We start from the raw sequence: 14,413 nt of genomic DNA, 5'->3' as shown, positions 1-14,413 counted from the left end.
GTTCGTATGAGCACCGGCATCTTGATCGCCACAGGGGCCGCTGTGGTTGTGTTTGCGGTCATTGTAGCCCTTTACAATGCCCTGGTGCGCGGCAAAAACATGGTGGACGAAGCATGGAGCAGCATTGATGTGCAGCTCAAGCGGCGGCACGATCTGGTGCCCAATCTGGTCAGCACCGTCAGGCAATACGCCAGCCACGAAAAGAGCCTGTTTGAAGAAGTGAGCGCGGCGCGTGCCCGCAGCCTCTCCGTACAGGGTGATGTTGCGGCCCAGGCCAAGGCGGAGAATCTGCTTTCCGGCGCGCTTGGCAAACTCTTTGCCATTGCGGAGGCCTATCCGGAGCTTAAGGCCAGCGAAAACTATCGCCAGTTGCAGCAAAGTCTTGCAACGCTGGAGGACGAAATCCAGATGGCCCGTCGCTACTACAACGGCGCAGCAAGGGAACAGAACGACCGCGTCCGCCAGTTCCCGGGCAATCTGGTTGCCGGATTTTTCCACTTTGCCCCTGTGGCGTATTTTGAACTTGATTCGCCAGCAGAGCGGGCGGTTCCTGATGTTGGTGCACAATAACAGGCAAGACGGGCTGGGCATCCGCTTGTGGCGGCAGGCCCTGTACTTCATAGTTGCCGCACTGATGGCGGCCTTGCAGCTTTGGTGCTCCGGCGTACTGATAATGGCGCGGCGGTCAGATGCCTTGCTTGGCTGCAATCTTGGCGCAGGGCTGATCTGGCTGTGGTATGCGCGGCGGTGCTATATGCTCGGCAATTTCGCGCGTATGGCCCTTGCGTTCATGGGCTTGCTCGGCTCTGTGGGGCTGGCGGCCTTGAGCCTGCCCGACCTGCTTTTTTAACCACGGCCAGCGTCACGGCATCCCCCCTCAAACAGCCTGCGCAAGGATGAAGCCATGCACACGCCCTATGCCAGCAGTTGTTTTACACGCCGCATTGCACTGAGCGTATGCGCCCTGCTGCTCTGCATCCAGGCCATGTGCTTTGCTGCATCCGCACAGGAACGCATAGAGAGTTTCGCCTCCACCGTCACAATCCATCAAGATGGCAGCATGCATGTTCGCGAAGCAATTGTTGTGCATGCGGAAGGCAATCAGATTAAAAAAGGCATATATCGCGAACTCCCCCTGCTCTATTCCGGCCCGGCAAACTACAGCGGTACGGTGCCTTTCACCGTTACATCCGCAAGCATTGACGGCGTGCCCCTCAACCCGACCGAAACCGAAATCAGGGGCGATTACATTCGGGTGCTCATGCGCGGCAAGGAGCCGCTCTCCACGGGGCAGCACCGCTTTGTGCTTGAATACGACACATCCCTGCACCTGCGCTTTTACGAATCCAACGGGGAACTCAACTGGAACGCCACTGGCGTATGGGGCTTCCCCATCCTCAGCGCTTCGTGCCGTGTCATTCTGCCCAAGGGCGTAACCGTGCAGCAAACCGCCGCGTGGGCCGGGCTGGCTGGCTCCAGAGATTCCGACCATATCACTATTGGCAGACCGCAAGCCAACGAAGCGACCTTTATCCTTGCCAGGTCCCTTGAGCCGGACACTCAGTTTACGGTGGCTGTAGCCTTTGACAGGCAGAGCGTTGCCGACCCGGTACTTCCGCTTGCACTACAGCAGCAACGGGAAGAAGAGGCCTTGGAGCTGACCCGACAAGAAGAGGAGCGCGCCATCAGGGAGCGGGGGCTGCTCTTTGAAGTGCTGTACGATAATCCCCTGCTGCCTGCGCAGTGCCTGGCTTTTTGCGCTGTGTTTCTTTATTATTTTCTGCTTTGGCAGCGCCTCGGTATTGACCCGCCCAAGGGTGCCATCTTCCCCCGCTATTACCCGCCCAAGGTCGCTCAATGGGGCAAAAAATCTGCTGCTGAGACTACGCCGCAAGCGCTTTCGCCGCTGGCGGTGGAGTTCTTCTACAAGTCGGCCCGCATCTCTGGCCGGGGGCTTGCCGCCACGTTTCTGGCTCTGGCATTCAAGGGCTTGTGCCGCATCAGCAAGGCAGACGCCAAAACCTACGCGCTGGAACTGATAGCAGCATCAAACGGGCGCACAGAGGGGCTTACCGCAGAAGAACAGACCGTGTACCGCGAGCTTGCGCGCAGTACGGGTAAGGGTGAAAAAGTCTTGCTGCGCCCCAAGAATGAAGATATCCGCAGTATTTTCAACGCAGCCAGGGCAAACCTGAAGCAAAACTTTAAGGGAGCATGGCGGCTGAACACCTGGGTTGCGGTGCTTGGCTGGTTTTTGTTGCTGCCGCTGGCCTTTGCGGCGAGCTTTTGGGAAGTTGATCCTGCATTGCTTGCCCCAGAGAACTCGCAACTGTCGCTGATTCTGCTGTTGCTCGCGGTTTGCCTGGCCTTTTGCGCAGCGCTGGCGCTCCCCCTGCTGCTGATGCGGCAGCAGGCAAAATCCCTGCTGGTAACTCTGGGCCTTATGGCTTTGCCACTGGCCGGGGTAACTGCGGTTGGTCTTCAGTTTTATTTTTACGATCTTGGGTGGCTGCTTCTTCTGCTCATGATCATCACGTCCATTGTCTTCACAGCCGTCATCAAGGCTCCCAGCCCCGCAGCGCGCCAGGTATTGGACGAAATTGAAGGCCTTGCCATGTACATGCGAACCGCAGAGCTGCCACGCATGGAGCAGGTAGGCGCCCAGGACGAAAAGCCCGAAGACACGCCCGAGGTTTTCCGCCGTCTGCTGCCCTATGCGCTGGTGTTGGGGCTGGAAAAAACGTGGTGCAACAGGTTTGCCGAACAGCTTCAGGCAGCAGCGCTTGAAGACTCCGGCGTTGATGTCGCCCTTGTGCACGGGCATGACGGCTGGAGCGACTTTTCCAATGGTTTTGGCAGCGCCGTGAGCGCCTCCTCCGCGTCTGCCGAATCCTCATCCGCCAGCGGTTTCAGCTCCGGCGGGGGCGGCGCAGGCAGCGGCTCTGGCGGGGGTGGAGGCGGCGGCCTGTGAACGGCAAAAAACTACTCAGGGCTTGCGTACTTTCGTGACGAGCAAGCAATAGCAAAAGGACTGTTTTTTCATGTCATTTAATGTAATCGAGTTGGACACCTGGAAAAGAAAATCTTATTATCAGCATTACGTTCATACTGTTCGCTGTACTTACAGCATCACAGTAAATATAGAAATTGATTCACTTGTAAAAGAATTGAAACTTCGTGGAATTAAGGCATACCCTGCACAAGTATACATACTTTCACGCGCAGTTAATAATTTTCAAGAATTCAGGATGGCTATAAATACTCATGGCGAACTTGGCTACTGGGAATCAACAAGCCCGAGTTACACGATTTTAAACAAAAACACTGAAACTTTCAGCAGCATATTCACGCCATTTGATAGTGATTTCAGCAAATTTTATGACAAATGCATTCACGACATGGAAAAATATGGCAACGCTGATACGCTTTTTCCTCAAAACAACATGCCTGAAAACTTGTTCACAATTTCATCCTTTCCCTGGCAGAGCTTCACCGGCTTCAATCTGAATGTTTACGGCGAGGGAACATACCTCCCTCCCATTTTTACTATTGGACGTTATCTGGAACAAAACGGAAAGACACACATGCCGCTTTCCATTCAAGTGCATCACGCAGTGTGCGACGGCTATCATGTGGGAAAATTCATAGATGCCGTTCAAGGCCTGGCCCAGAACTTCAGCGATTGGCTGTGACCAGACTGACTGGCCCCACCGTCCCCGAGCATAGCGGCGAAGTTGAGGGCATTTCCACTTGACCAGTTCTTATTTGTCTATATATTGACAAAAAATGGCAAAAAAATATCATTTATGAGCAAATCATCGGCTTCCATAGATGCGCTGCCCCCCAGAGTTCTGGCAAAAATTGAAGACCTGGGGCGCAGAATAAAACTGGCGCGAAAACGGCGGGGTCTGACCCTGAACGAAATGGCCAGACTCATGATGATTTCGGTTGGCTCGCTCAGAAGGCTCGAAAGCGGCACGCCAGGCACGAGCCTAGGGGCGCTCGCGACGGCCCTGCTCACCCTCGGGCTTGAAAACGACCTGGACAACGTGGCCGCCATGGAAACGGACATGATCGGCCTTGCCCACGAACGCAGGCTGCTTGAAGGCAACACGGACGACAAGAACAAAATTTCCTACGATTTTTAAGGGAGACTGGTCATGATAACCCGCGTGGCGTATGTGCATATGCACCTTGGGGGCAGCTTTGTTGTTGCCGGACGCCTGCGCTATGTTCAGGATGGTCGTTTTAGCCAGTGCTTCTTTGAGTATTCCAACCGTTATCTGGAGCGGCCTGACGCGGTGGCTGTTGACCCTGTCGCCTTGCCCCTGCAGCGGGAACACACCTACGAGGGGCCGCTGGGCGGCGCGCTATTTAACGGTCTGCGCGATGCCTGCCCTGACGACTGGGGCCGTCACGTTCTTGATATCGCCGCCGAATCCTCCGGCTCCCACCTTGGCGAATTTGACTACATGCTCTATGCCGGGCCAGACAGAATCGGCGCGCTTGGTTTCAGCAGCGCGCCCGATGCCGCCCCCTTTACGGATACGCCGCCCTGGGCGCGGAACCTCCCCGGCGCGGAGCTCGACCTTCAGGGCATGCTCCTTGCCACGGATACGGTGGAACAGGCAGACGAACTCAATCCACAGTACCGGCGCTTTTTTGTGCGCGGATCCTCCATTGGCGGCGCAAGACCCAAGGCCTCGCTTGAGCAGGATGGCAAATTCTGGATTGCAAAATTCAGCAAGGAGCGCGAAGCCTGGCCCACCTGCCGCATAGAGCATGCAAACATGCTCCTTGCGGAAAAGTGCGGTATCAACGTGCCGGAAACGAATCGGATTACGGTTCTGGACAACCGCGATATCCTTCTGGTTGAGCGTTTTGACCGCCAAATTCAAAACGGCGCCCTGCACCGCCTGCCCTTTGTTTCAGCCATGACGCTCATAGGCGCAGCCGGGCCGGAGGCTCGCGCCGCGTATACCGACATTGTAACAGCTATGCGGCGGGATTTTTACAGCGCCGAGGCCACGCGCAACGATATCCGCGAGCTGTATCGGCGCATGGTTTTCAACGTATTCTGCAATAATTCCGACGATCACCTACGAAACCACGGTTTTTTGTATCCAGATGGACAGGACGACCAGCCAGGCTGGCGACTCTCCCCGGTGTATGATGTTGTGCCGCAGCCCGTCATGGACGATGCCCCACGGGCCTTACACCTGAGCGTGGGGCCGGATGGCAGGCGCGCAACCGAAGGCAATGTGCTGGCTGCGGCCCGGCACTTTGGCCTTGCTTCTGGGGAAGCGCAGATGATTGTTGAAGAAGTAAGGGGCACGATCAGGCAGAACTGGGAAACCCTGCACCTGAGCGCGGGGGTGCCGCAGCGCAACCTTGCAGAAGTGCGCAACTGCTACGCCCTCGCCCTGCTGCCGGATGCTGGCGCACCCGCATAAGCCGCCACCATGCCCCCGTATATGCCAGCAGGCAGCCGCCTGTAAAAACGACCTGCTCCGCCGCGTCAATGCCAGCAAAGCAGGTCGCCCTGTGTATATAACGTCATTCTTGTAAAATCAGCCTACCATGCGGCTTGCACCGCTTCCTTGGCCAGCTGGAGCATGCTTTCAGGCGCGATGCCAAGGGCCAGAACAAGCCCCACAAGGCATATGCCCGCCATACGCGCGCCAACATGCGGCACAATGGGTTCCGCATCATGCTGCGCGGCTTCGGTATACACGGCGCGCACCACCTGCAAATAATAGTAGATGCCAATGGCTGTGTTGATGGCGGCAATGATAACCAGGGCCGTATGCCCAGCCCGCCACGCGCCCGTCAGCAACATGAACTTGCCCATAAAGCCCACAAAGGGCGGAATGCCCGCCAGTGCAAACATGCTCACGCCGAGCACAAAGGCCAGCATGGGCGAGCGCCGCGAAAGGCCGTTCAGATCCTTGATACTCAGATTCCGCCCATCGGGCGAAACCACGCACAGCACCAGAAATGCCGCCAGCATCATAAACAGATAGCCGGTGGCATAATAGAGCGCCGTGGCAATGCCCCAGCCTTGCAGGGTCGCCATACCCATGAGGATGTACCCGGCATGCGCTATGCCCGAAAAGCCAAGCATGCGCTTGACGTCAGTCTGCACCAGCGCCGTGAGGTTGCCGTAGCACATGGACGCGATGGAAAGCCCGGTCAGCAGCAGCGCCACGTGCCCCTCGCCGGGATATGCCATGGCGCAGAACCGCGCCAGCACGGCCACGGCCACAATCTTGGGTATGGAGGCGATAAAGGCCGTGGTGTCGTTGGATGCGCCCTGGTACACGTCCGGCGCCCAGAAGTGGAAGGGAAACACCGCCAGCTTGAAAAACATGCCGCAAAAGAGCATCAGCAGCCCCACCAGAGGGGCGGCGTGTGAACCGGCTGTCCTCATGGCTGGCAATATCTGGTCGAGGTAGGTGCTGCCCGCGATGCCAAAAATCCAGCTCATGCCAAAAAGCATGATGCCAGACGCCGTCACCCCAAAGAGCAGATACTTGATGGCCGCTTCCATGGGCGCGCGCATGCTGTCCGATGGTGTGCGCATGGGCACCAGCAGATAGAGCGAATACGAGGACAGCTCAAGGGCGATGAACAGGGTGATCAGCTCCACACTGCTTGAAAGCAGGGTCAGGCCCAGCAGGCTTGTGAGCAGAAAGAAATAATATTCCGGGCGCATGCGCACGGAAATACCCTTGGTGTCCGCCCCAAAAAGCAGCATCAGGGTAAAACCGATGGACATCACGCATTTTACCAGCTGCGAAAACAGGTCTACCCTGTAGGCTCCGTAAAACAGGGTTCCCTTGGCAAAAAGACAAAGAACGGAGGTGGCGGCAAAGGCAACCCCAACGCAAAGAACCAGCAGGCGCAGGGTTTGCGTCCGGGCTTCCGTCAGAGTCATGCAAAATGCCAGCAGACACCCCGCAAGAAGAACCAGTTCCGGTGCAAAAAGATGTGCGTTCATGCGTAGGCCTTATGTCTGTGCTTGGGGTTCATCAACGCGCAATAAGTTCAGCAAGGGCCAGTGCGCTCGGGGCATGGTAGCCTGTCTGCGCCAGCAGATGGTCAAGGCTGGGCCTCATGACGCGCAAAAACGGTTCCGGGGCCAGCCCAATCCAAAAAACAAACGCCAGCAGCGGGGCCAGAGTCACGGCCTCGCGCCAGCCAAGATCATACATGCGCGACTGGTCGGGATTATTGGTGCCGCCCCAGATCACCCGCTGCAACATGCGCAGCATGTAGGCCGCCGCCAGTACTGCGCCGGGGATGGCGCAGACCGCCACGATCTTGTTGTTGAAAAAGGCCCCGGCAAGAATCAGAAACTCGCCCACAAAGCTGTTTGTGCCGGGAAAGGCCAGCGACGACAGCGAAAAAAACGTCAGATACGTCACATAGATGGGCATGAACTTACCAAGCCCGGCCGCGTCCGAAAGCTCGCGGCTGTGCGAACGCTCGTACACCATGCCCACGCAGAGGAACAAAGCCCCTGTGGTGACGCCGTGGTTGATCATCTGCAGCAGCGCGCCCTCAAGCCCGCGCTGGTTCAGGGCAAAGATGCCCAGAGTCACAAAACCCATGTGCCCAACGCTTGAGTAGGCAATGAGCTTCTTCATGTCCTGCTGTGCAAGGGCAGTCAGGCCGCCGTAAAGGATTCCCGCTACCGAGAGCCACTGCAAGGCAGGCAGCAGGCCGATAGCCGCGCCGGGCGTGATGGGCAGGCAAAAGCGCAAAAATCCGTATGTACCCATCTTGAGCAGCACAGAGGCCAGAATCACCGAGCCTGCTGTCGGGGCTTCCACATGAGCCGCAGGCAGCCATGTATGGAAGGGAAACATGGGAACCTTGATGGCAAAAGCGATAAAAAAGGCCAGAAACACCAACAGCTGGAAGCGTTCGGAATACTGTTGGCCCATGAGCGCGGGGATACTGAACGTACCCTGATTGATGTACAGAGCCACAATGGCCACCAGCAGAAATACCGAGCCTGCCAAGGTGTACAGAAAGAACTTGATGGAGGCGTAGCTCTTGCGCGGCCCGCCCCACACGGCAATGAGCAAATACATGGGAATAAGCATGGCTTCCCACAGCACGTAGAACAATACCAGATCCAGCGCCATGAACACGCCAAGCATGGATGTTTCCATCACCAGCAGGCAGATCATAAATTCTTTTACGCGTTTCTGAATGTACTTCCACGACCCGAGCACGCACAGCGGCATGATGAGGGTTGTCATCATCACGAGCAGCAGCGAAATACCGTCCACACCAAGGGTGTAGTTGACGTTAAAGCTCGCAATCCACGGGTGGTGCTCCGCAAACTGGTACAGGGCGGATGTGGGGTTGAACCGCGTAAACAGCGGCAGTGAAACAACGGCGTTTGCCAGAGTGACCAGCAGCGTCCACACCCGCACGCTGTTTTCCCCCGGCAGCAGAGGCACAATGACAGCCCCTGCCAGCGGCAGAAAAACAAGGATGCTGAGGATGGGATACCCCAAGGTGTTCATGCTCAGAAAATCCATTGTGGCGATCTCCTTTCACCCCGGCTCAGACAAGAGCCAGCAGCGTGAGCACCAGGGCCACCACTGCGGCCATGGAAATAATGTTTATTTGCAGGCTGCCGCTCTGCACCTGCCGCAGCACGCCGCCAAGAGCGCGCACGCTGCGGGCCGTGCCGTCAACCACCGTATCAATGCAGTGCCAGTCAAACCATGACCAAAAGCGCGCCGTGCGCATGAGCGGCACTATGCCCTGTCGGTTCCAGGCCTCGCCCACGGTATTGTCCACAGACTGAACGGGCTTGCGCGCAAACCAGTAGAACAGCCTGCCGCCCATGCGGTAAAACCAGTCCAGATCCAGACTGATGGTGGGTTCGGGCGTGAGCTTTTTGAGCAGCAAAAAGAATCCCAGGGCCGTAAACAACAGTATCTGCAAGGTTTCAGAAATATGCGCCGCGCTGTACGGATGGTACTGCGCCGCCACATCGGGGAAGGGAAGCATGTCGTACAGGTACGGCGTGTAGCAGCCTATGAAGATGCACAAAAACGCCGCCACAGCCATGGCCGCCTGCATGTTGAGCGGAGGATCGCCCGCGCGCTCCCATGTTTCCTTTGAGCAGTTGTTTTTGCCAAACCAGATGAAGTACGGAACCTTCAGGCCCGTGTGCAGGAAGGTGCCCGCAGAGGCCAGGGTGAGCAGAAAGCCCGCCCAGTAGTTGTGCGCTTCAAATCCGGCGGCCACGATCATGGCCTTGGTCACAAAGCCGCTGAACAGCGGAAAGGCCGAAATGGAAAGTCCGCCCACCAGGGTGAACACAAAGGTCTTGGGCATCTTTTTGTACAGGCCGCCCAACTGGGTGAACTTGCTCACGCCCGTCATGTGCAGCACAGAGCCGCAGCCCATAAACAGCAGTCCCTTATAGAGAATGTGGGCAAAAGCGTGTGCGCAGGCACCGTTGATGGCCAGCGGCGTGCCTATGCCCACTGCTGCCACCATGTACCCAACCTGACTGATAATGTGGTAGGCCAGCAGACGGCGGGCATCGTTTTCAAGCACAGCGTACACAACGCCGTACAGGGCCATGCACACGCCAAGGGGCACCAGAATCTCCATGCCCGCAAAGCTGCGCGCCAGCACATATACGGCGGTTTTGGTGGTAAAGGCGCACATGAATACCGCGCCCGTCACCGTGGCTTCGCCGTAGGCATCGGGCAACCATGCATGCAGGGGCGGCACCGCCGCGTTGAGGATAAACCCGGCCATGATCAGGTAGGTGTAGAGCTGCGGATCAGCCACGCCGATGGGGCCGAAGGTCAGATCGCCCGTGGCCCGGTAGCGCAGCACAAGCCCTGCCAGCAGCAGCAAACCGCCAGCAGTGTGCACCAGCAGATATCGGTAGCCGGAGGCCAGCGATTCCTTGCGCCGCCTGAACCACACCAGAAATACGGAGGAAAAGGCCATCAGCTCCCAAAAAAGGAAGAGCGTCAGGTAATCCCCGCAAAAAATGACGCCCAGCGATCCCGCCACATATGTCCAGGCGGCGGAATGCTGCGCGGCTTCTTCCACATGCAGGCCGTAGACGGAGCCGATCACGCACATGAGGGTCATGATGTAGGCAAAGACCATGCTCAGCGCATCGACCTTGCCGAATATCAGTTGCCATTTCATGAAGGGCAGCACGCCATATACTCCATTGTGCCCCTGCATGAGCAGCACGGCGCAAAAGGCCAGCACCGGCACAAGAACAATACAGATACGGCGCAGGGCCTTGGGCAGCAGCGGCAGAATTACCGCGCCCAGCAACAGAACTGCGGAGGGGTGAATCCATGGCTCAGTCATCGTAATAATCCTCGCGGGTCATAATGCCCAAATGGCCGAACCACTTGGAAACGATGATAATCACAACGCAGGCGACAAAGCCGAACGCGGCCCAGAACCCGGGTATGCGCTCCACAAAGGTGTGCACATGCTCTTTTGAAACAAACAGGGCGTCCCACACCACCAAGGCGGCCAGCACTACCAGGCACACTCGGATGGTGGCCTTGAGCCTGGCGCGGAAAAATTCGATGATGTTCACTATCATCCTGTCACCACCTTCACGAAGGACATGATGGCATCGGGGTAAATGCCGATGAACACGGAAACGCCAGCCGCAATGAGGATGGGTACCACCATGCTCAGCGGTGCTTCACGAATGCCCGTTTCTTCACCTTCCGGCCTTTTGCCGAAAAATGCCTTGTAGGTCACAGGCGCAAAATAGGCCACGTTCAAGAGCGTACTTGCCAGCAGCACCAGTAGTATGCCCATGGAATGCGTGGGCATTTCCATTGCGCCCACCAGCAGCTTCCACTTGGTCACAAACCCTGCCACGGGCGGCGCGCCGATCATGGAAAGCGAGGCCACGGCAAAGGCAGCAAAGGTAAAGGGCATGGAGCGCCCAAGGCCGCTCATCTCAGAAATGCACTTTTTGTGCGTTGCCACATAGATCGCGCCCGCGCAGAAAAAGAGCGTTATCTTTGAGAATGCGTGGTTGGCGATATGCACTATGCCGCCCTGTATGCCGTCTACGGTCAGGAGCGCCACGCCAAGCACGATGTAGGAGAGCTGGCTCACCGTTGAGTAGGCCAGCCGTGCCTTGAGGTTGTCCTTGGTCAAGGCAATGATGGAAGCCGCAAGAATGGTGAACGAAACAAAGTAGGCCGTGGGCACGCCAAGGTTCAGGCTTTTCATCAAATCAGTGCCAAACACAAAGAGCATGACGCGCGTGGTGCAGAACACGCCTACCTTGACCACCGCCACCGCATGCAACAAGGCCGAAACAGGCGTGGGAGCAACCATTGCGCCCGGCAGCCAGTGGTGGAAGGGCATGATGCCGTTCTTGGCAAAACCCAGGATGCAGCAAACGTACAGCACGGTTGCCAGCGCATCGCTGGCCCCGGCGGACAAGATGCCCGTGTGGCTGTTGTGGGCAAAATCCAGATTGCCCGTGAGCACGTAAATGACAATCATGGCTGGCAGTACCAGCCCTTTTGCCGTGGTGGTCAGGTACACAATATACTTGCGCGCGCCGTCATAACCCTCGGCATCCTGATGGTGGGCCACAAGCGGATAGGTGCACACGCTCACCACCTCATAGAACAGGTAGAGCGTAAACAGGTTGTCGGCAAAGGCCACGCCCATGGCCCCAAAAAGCGTCAGGGCAAAACAGGCGCTGAAGCGCGTCTGGGCATGCTCGTTCAATCCGCGCATGTACCCTGCCGCGTAAAAAACGGTGATAATCCACAAAAATGAGCCAACCAGCGCAAATACCATGGAAAAAGCATCCGCCCGAAAACTTACCGAAAGCCCCGGCAGGATGGGAAAAAGCGTAAGGTGCAGCGTGTGGCCCTGCCCCATGGGCGCAGGGGCAACATCGCCGATCATGGAGGCGATGATGCAGAACATGACCACCGCCGTTACAAACGAAACTGTTTCGCGCACGTTGGGCCGACGCCCCGTCAGCATTATCAGGCATGCGCCGATCAACGCTGTAAGTATGGCGGCCAGGGGTCTGACGGATTCAACAATATCCATATGCTGTTCCCCTTAACCTTTGAGGTCCGACGGAGCGTCCGTTTCAACCGATCTGTACAGCCGGTACACCGCAATGATGATGGAAAGCACAATGACCGCTTCCGCCGCTGCAATGGCCATGACAAACAGGGCCGCGATCTGCCCGGTTGCCGTGTCTGGCGCGCAAAACCGCCCAAAAGCCATAAAGTTGACCGATGCCCCGCAGAGGATAAGCTCGGACGCAATGAGCATGCCTATGAACGTGCGCCTCATTGCCATGCCAAACAGCCCCAGGCCGAACAAGGCCGCGCCGATGACCAGATAGGTTTCAAGAGACTGACTCAAGCTGGCGTAGTGCATCACTTGTCCCTCCCGTGGCGGGCCAGTGCGAGCGCCCCCACCATGGCTACCACCAGAACCACGGAAATAAGTTCAAAGCTCATGGAATACGTGCTCAGCAAGGCCTGCCCGATGCGCTCGATGGTTCCTTCCATCTGGGCCGGGGGCGTCTCCGGCCAGGGAGCCACGATGGATTGCACCACAAGCGCCGCTGTGATGGCGCAACTGGCCGCAGCGCCAAGAAACAGGCTCAGCTTGTTGCGGCGCGGGGCGCGGTTTGCGTCCGATGTCTCAGCCAGCATGATGGCGAATGTAATGGTGACGCACAGCGCGCCCACATACACAAGCATCTGCATAAAGGCCACAAAGGGGCTGGAAAGGTAGTAATAAAGCCCCGCCACGCCAGTGAAGCACAGGGCAAGCCCGGCAACGCGGCGTATGAGCGTGCGCGCCGAAACAGCCAGCACCGCGCCGCAAAACGTCACCAGCACAAAGAACCAGAAAATGCCCTCGGCCAGCGTTTGCATAGTTTCATGACTGGACATCAGGGACGCTCCTTGAGCCGCCGTACAAGGTCAAAGTGGTACTCCGCCTCGTCAAATCCGGCCAGATTGTAGTCATGAGAGAACGTCAGCGCGTCTGTGGGGCACGATTCCACGCACATGCCGCACAGGCTGCACTTGGTAAAATTCAGTTTGTAGCTCGTGAGAGTCTTTTTCTTGGCCCCATCCAGCTTTTCGCCCGCAAGCTCTATGCAGCCCGAGGGGCAGGCCTTCTGGCACGATCCGCACACAATGCACCTGTCCGTGCCGGTTTCCGGGTCGTACACAAGGTCGATATGGCCCCTGTAGCGCGGTGTTATGGGCAGCACCTCGCGCGGGTACGACTTTGTAACCACCGGCTTGAAAAAATAACGAAGCGTTATGCCCATGCCCACAAAGAGGCTCCACCCGCCTGAAAAGATATTTTTAAAATATGCGTTCATACTACAGCACCTTGAGCAACGCGCTGGTAATGATGAGGTTGACGAGCGCAATGGGGATAAGCACCTTCCACGAGAGGTTCAGCAGGCCGTAGAAGGTCGTGCGCGGAAATGTCCAGCGCACCCAGATAACGGTAAAAATGACCCCGTAAAGCTTGATGGCGAACCAGTGCGCCCCGGGCCAAAGCCCCAGCGGGCAATCCCACCCGCCAAGAAACAGCAGGGTCAGCAGACTGGCGCCAACCACCACGTTGGCGTACTCGCCCATAAAGTACACGCCAAAACCCATGCCTGAATATTCCGTAAAAGCGCCTGCGATCAGCTCGCTTTCCGCCTCGGCCATGTCAAAGGGGGCGCGGTTTGTCTCCGCCAGCATGCAGATGAAAAAGATGATGAACGAAACCGGCATGAGCGGGCTTGCAGAAAGGCGCAGCACGTTCCAGTGCCAGAACCCGCCTGACTGCGTGGCAACGGTTTCGCTGAGGTTGAGGGTGCCCGTGACCATCACAAGGCTCACCACAACCAGGAGCATGGGGATTTCGTAGGCCACGTTTTGCGAGACAACGCGCGCGGCGGAGATAACCGCGTACTTGTTGCGCGAGCCCCACGCCCCGAGCAGGAGGCCCAGCACGTTTACCGAGGCAAAGGCGTAGATGGCCAACAGCCCAAGGTTGAGGTTACGCGCCACAAGGCCTTCGGTGTAGGGAATAGTCACAAAACTCATGAAGGCCGGGGTCATGACCAGCACAGGCCCAAGGCAGAACAGCACTCCGTCCGCATCCTTGGGAATGAACACCTGTTTGGTCATGAGCTTGAAGCCGTCCGCCAGCGGCTGCAACAGGCCATAAGGGCCAACTTCCTTTGGCCCTATGCGCCGCTGTATGTGCCCTGCCACCTTGCGCTCGACCCATACCAGATAGGCCGCGTTAAGCGCCACAAAGACAAGGAATCCTACAGGATACCCCAGAAGACGCAGCATTTCGGAATAAAACGTCATGGCTGTGTTCC

At 57.4% G+C, this 14,413-nt stretch carries 15 protein-coding genes; 6 read left to right on the top strand and 9 right to left on the bottom strand.

What is annotated here, in order from left to right:
• Window positions 1-6 precede the first annotated feature (6 nt).
• From ACUZ79_RS09580 to ACUZ79_RS09555, 6 genes are all read left to right on the top strand, one after another.
• On the top strand, window positions 7-570 hold the full coding sequence (locus ACUZ79_RS09580; protein WP_240824355.1) for a LemA family protein: 564 nt from the start codon (window positions 7-9) through the stop codon (window positions 568-570).
• The gene (locus ACUZ79_RS09575; protein ID WP_240824356.1) at window positions 554-850 is read left to right on the top strand and encodes a hypothetical protein; all 297 of its coding nucleotides are present in this window, start codon (window positions 554-556) and stop codon (window positions 848-850) included. The genes ACUZ79_RS09580 and ACUZ79_RS09575 overlap by 17 nt, the downstream gene beginning before the upstream one ends.
• 54 nt (window positions 851-904) lie before the next feature.
• Complete coding sequence (locus ACUZ79_RS09570; protein WP_449251431.1) at window positions 905-2,971, top strand: DUF2207 domain-containing protein; 2,067 nt, start codon at window positions 905-907, stop codon at window positions 2,969-2,971.
• Between the two features lie 70 nt (window positions 2,972-3,041).
• A complete protein-coding gene (gene catA, locus ACUZ79_RS09565) occupies window positions 3,042-3,692 on the top strand; it encodes a type A chloramphenicol O-acetyltransferase (protein WP_449251430.1) in 651 nt (216 codons plus the stop codon).
• 114 nt (window positions 3,693-3,806) lie between these two features.
• On the top strand, window positions 3,807-4,148 hold the full coding sequence (locus ACUZ79_RS09560; protein ID WP_449251429.1) for a helix-turn-helix domain-containing protein: 342 nt from the start codon (window positions 3,807-3,809) through the stop codon (window positions 4,146-4,148).
• A gap of 12 nt (window positions 4,149-4,160) precedes the next feature.
• The gene (locus ACUZ79_RS09555) at window positions 4,161-5,453 is read left to right on the top strand and encodes a type II toxin-antitoxin system HipA family toxin (RefSeq protein ID WP_449251428.1); all 1,293 of its coding nucleotides are present in this window, start codon (window positions 4,161-4,163) and stop codon (window positions 5,451-5,453) included.
• A gap of 122 nt (window positions 5,454-5,575) precedes the next feature.
• On the opposite strand, the gene ACUZ79_RS09550 is transcribed toward ACUZ79_RS09555, so the two are convergent.
• The 9 genes from ACUZ79_RS09550 to nuoH are packed head-to-tail and all read right to left on the bottom strand — an operon-like array spanning window position 5,576 to window position 14,402.
• Entirely contained in the window at window positions 5,576-7,000 is a 1,425-nt protein-coding gene (locus ACUZ79_RS09550; protein ID WP_449251427.1) for an NADH-quinone oxidoreductase subunit N, read from the bottom strand.
• 31 nt (window positions 7,001-7,031) lie between these two features.
• The gene (locus ACUZ79_RS09545; RefSeq protein ID WP_411330670.1) at window positions 7,032-8,555 is read right to left on the bottom strand and encodes an NADH-quinone oxidoreductase subunit M; all 1,524 of its coding nucleotides are present in this window, start codon (window positions 8,553-8,555) and stop codon (window positions 7,032-7,034) included.
• Between the two features lie 25 nt (window positions 8,556-8,580).
• Window positions 8,581-10,371, bottom strand: a complete 1,791-nt coding sequence (locus ACUZ79_RS09540; protein WP_240824366.1) for a Na(+)/H(+) antiporter subunit D — start codon at window positions 10,369-10,371, stop codon at window positions 8,581-8,583.
• On the bottom strand, window positions 10,364-10,615 hold the full coding sequence (locus ACUZ79_RS09535) for a hypothetical protein (protein ID WP_192111821.1): 252 nt from the start codon (window positions 10,613-10,615) through the stop codon (window positions 10,364-10,366). Before ACUZ79_RS09535 ends, ACUZ79_RS09540 begins: the two co-directional genes overlap by 8 nt.
• Window positions 10,612-12,105 (bottom strand): monovalent cation/H+ antiporter subunit D family protein, encoded by a 1,494-nt coding sequence (locus ACUZ79_RS09530; protein ID WP_449251426.1) that lies wholly within the window; start codon window positions 12,103-12,105, stop codon window positions 10,612-10,614. Before ACUZ79_RS09530 ends, ACUZ79_RS09535 begins: the two co-directional genes overlap by 4 nt.
• A gap of 12 nt (window positions 12,106-12,117) precedes the next feature.
• Window positions 12,118-12,444, bottom strand: a complete 327-nt coding sequence (gene nuoK / locus ACUZ79_RS09525) for an NADH-quinone oxidoreductase subunit NuoK (protein WP_192111823.1) — start codon at window positions 12,442-12,444, stop codon at window positions 12,118-12,120.
• On the bottom strand, window positions 12,444-12,968 hold the full coding sequence (locus ACUZ79_RS09520) for an NADH-quinone oxidoreductase subunit J family protein (protein ID WP_449251425.1): 525 nt from the start codon (window positions 12,966-12,968) through the stop codon (window positions 12,444-12,446). The genes nuoK and ACUZ79_RS09520 overlap by 1 nt, the downstream gene beginning before the upstream one ends.
• Window positions 12,968-13,408: a NuoI/complex I 23 kDa subunit family protein gene (locus ACUZ79_RS09515; RefSeq protein ID WP_233482932.1), complete on the bottom strand. Its 441-nt coding sequence runs from the start codon at window positions 13,406-13,408 to the stop codon at window positions 12,968-12,970. Before ACUZ79_RS09515 ends, ACUZ79_RS09520 begins: the two co-directional genes overlap by 1 nt.
• A gap of 1 nt (window position 13,409) precedes the next feature.
• Entirely contained in the window at window positions 13,410-14,402 is a 993-nt protein-coding gene (gene nuoH, locus ACUZ79_RS09510) for an NADH-quinone oxidoreductase subunit NuoH (RefSeq protein ID WP_449251424.1), read from the bottom strand.
• Window positions 14,403-14,413: the final 11 nt, after the last annotated feature.

This window comes from Desulfovibrio faecalis, from assembly GCF_053570625.1.
This window is presented reverse-complemented; position numbering and strand designations above follow the sequence as displayed.